The sequence below is a fragment of the Sphingopyxis sp. genome (assembly GCF_035565275.1).
Lineage (GTDB): Bacteria > Pseudomonadota > Alphaproteobacteria > Sphingomonadales > Sphingomonadaceae > Sphingopyxis.
The window spans coordinates 1-2,662 of record NZ_DATMST010000167.1; the positions used below are offsets into that span (position 1 = coordinate 1).

General features: G+C 67.6%; 4 protein-coding genes. All 4 read right to left on the reverse strand.

Going from position 1 to position 2,662, the window contains the following annotated elements:
- On the reverse strand, window positions 1-720 hold a 720-nt coding region (locus VN047_RS11730; RefSeq protein ID WP_325542870.1), incomplete at its 3' end, for an acyl-CoA dehydrogenase family protein.
- Window positions 720-1,529 (reverse strand): enoyl-CoA hydratase family protein, encoded by an 810-nt coding sequence (locus VN047_RS11735; protein ID WP_325542872.1) that lies wholly within the window; start codon window positions 1,527-1,529, stop codon window positions 720-722. The genes VN047_RS11730 and VN047_RS11735, both read right to left, overlap by 1 nt.
- The gene (locus tag VN047_RS11740) at window positions 1,526-2,023 is read right to left on the reverse strand and encodes a MarR family transcriptional regulator (protein ID WP_325542874.1); all 498 of its coding nucleotides are present in this window, start codon (window positions 2,021-2,023) and stop codon (window positions 1,526-1,528) included. The genes VN047_RS11735 and VN047_RS11740 overlap by 4 nt, the downstream gene beginning before the upstream one ends.
- On the reverse strand, window positions 2,020-2,662 hold a 643-nt coding region (locus VN047_RS11745; protein WP_325542875.1), incomplete at its 5' end, for an SDR family NAD(P)-dependent oxidoreductase. The genes VN047_RS11745 and VN047_RS11740, both read right to left, overlap by 4 nt.

Consider the following 2,662-nt stretch of genomic DNA (forward strand, 5'->3'; position numbering starts at 1 on the left):
CGATCTCTGCGCAAAACCGCGCCCCGCCTCGCCGAGCAGCGCGGTGTCGGCGAGCGCCATGTCGGTGAAGGTCAGCGTCGCGAGCGGGTGCGGCGCGATCACCGCGATGCGTTCGGTCACCGCCAGCCCCGGCGTATCGGCATCGACGATGAAGGCGGAGACGCCCTTCGCGCCCGGCGCCTCGCCGGTGCGGGCGAAGAGGACATAATAATCCGCAATGCCGCCGTTCGAGATATAGGTCTTCGCGCCGTTGACGACATAACCGGCCGCGGTCCGCTCGGCGGTCGTTTCCATCGACGCGACGTCCGATCCCGACGCGGGCTCGGTGAGCGCGAACGCCGCGATCTTCCGCCCCGCCGCGACCTCGGGCAGATAGGCCTGCTTCTGCGCCTCGGTGCCGAAGAGGCTGATCGTGCCCGATCCCAGTCCCTGCATCGCAAAGGCGAAGTCGGCGAGCCCCGAATGGCGCGCGAGCGTTTCGCGGATCAGCGCGAGCGAGCGGATGTCGAGGCTGTCGTGCACCCCGCCATAGGCGGCGGGCACGCAGTAGCGCAGCCATCCCGCGTCGCCGAGCGCGCGGACGAGCGCGCGGCATTCGCCGTCGATATCGTCCGAATGATCGTGCGCGATGTTCGCCGAACACCAGTCGTCGAGGTCGATCGCGAGGCGGCGGTGACCGTCATCGAGGAACGGCCAGTCGAGGAAGCTGCGGTCGGCCATCAGTCGCCCGCGAACTCGGGGGTGCGCTTGTCCGCAAAGGCTTCGAAAGCGCGCCGGAAATCGTTGGTCGCCATGCAGATGGCCTGCGCCTGCGCTTCCATTTCGATCGCGGTTTCGACCGAGACCGCCCATTCGATGCCGAGCTGCGTCTTGGTGATGCCGTGCGCGAAAGTCGGCCCCGCCGCGAGTGAGCGGGCGAGCTTCGTCGCCTCCTCGACCAGCGCGTCGGGTTCGACCAGCCGGTTGTGGAAGCCCCAGCGTTCGCCCTCTTCGGCGCCGAGCATCCGCCCGGTGTAGAGCAGGTCCGACGCGCGTCCCTGACCGATGATGCGCGGCAGGATCGCGCACGCGCCCATGTCGCAGCCCGCGAGGCCGACGCGCGTGAACAGGAAGGCGGTCTTGGCGCGCGGGGTCGCCAGACGCATGTCCGACGCCATGGCCATGATCGCGCCGGCACCGACGCAGATGCCGTCGATCGCCGCGATGACCGGCTGCGGGCACGCGCGCATCGCCTTGACGAGATCGCCGGTCATGCGCGTGAAATCGAGCAGTTCGGGCATCGGCATTTTAGTGAGCGGCCCGATGATCTCGTGCACGTCGCCGCCCGACGAAAAATTGCCGCCGGCGCCCGTCACGACGATCGCCTTCACCGCAGGCGCATAGACGAGCGCGCGAAAGGTGTCGCGCAGCTCGGCATAGCTTTCGAAGGTGAGGGGGTTCTTGCGGTCGGGACGATTGAGCGTGACCGTGGCGACGCCTCCGTCGAAATGCCACCCGAAATGTTCGGGCGAAAAGCTTTCCGGATTCATGCCTGTTCCTTTCCATTGTCGGCGGCGAGCGAATCCTTGAGCGCGCCGAGAAGATCGAAGAGCGTCGTGCGCTGATCGCGCGTCAGGCCGGCCAGCATCGTGTCGACCCATTCGTGATGCGCTTCGGCGAGGCCGCCGAAGCATTCCTGCCCGAGCTGCGTCAGCCGGACGATCGAAGCCCGGCCGTCGGTGGGTGAGGGCGCGATGCTGAGATAGCGGTCGCGCAGCAGCGTCTGCACAACACCGGTGACGTTGCCGTTCGAGACCAGCAGCGCCTGCGACAATTGCCCCATCGTCATCCCCTCGGGATGGCGATCGAGCGCCGCCATGACGTCGAAGCGCGGCAGCGTGATGCCATATTGGTCGGCAAAGCGGCGCTTGAGGCGCTTTTCGATTACCGTCGTACAGGTCAGCATCCGCAGCCACAGACGGACGTTGCCGCGTTCGTCGAGCGCGCCGTCGTGCTTTTCGCGAATGGCCGTCCGTTCGCTCACATCACTTCTCCGCCCGCGACCATCACCGCCTGCCCGGTGACCGACCGGCTCGCGGGAAGGCAGAGCCACAGCACCGTTTCGGCAACCTCGGCTGGATCGATCAGCCGTTTCTGCGGGTTGAAACGCGTCAGCTCGGCAAGCGCTTCGGTTTCGCTGCGGCCGGTTTTCGACCGGATATTCGCAACCGCCTGTCCGACGATATCGGTGTCGGTGAAGCCCGGGCAGACGGCGTTGGCGGTCAGGCCGGTCACCGCATATTCGGCCGCGAGCGCGCGCATCAGCCCGATCGCGCCGTGCTTCGACGCCACATAGGGGGCGGTATAGGCATAGCCTTTCACCCCGGCGGTCGATGCGACCGTGACGATGCGGCCGGTTTCGGCGGCCAGCAGGTCGGGCAGCGCCGACTGGCAGCAATGGAACAGCGCGTCGAGATTGACCGCCATCGCCCTGCGCCAGGTTTCGGCGGTGACCCGGGCGAAGGGCGCGCTGGGCGCGATTCCGGCGTTGTTGACGAGGATCGTGATCGGCCCGTGCGTGTCGCGGGCTGAGGCGAAGGCGTCATCGATCGCGGCGCGGTCGGCGACGTCGGCGGGGGCGATACAGGCGCCGGGCAAGGTTGCTGCGGTAGCCTCCAGCGCC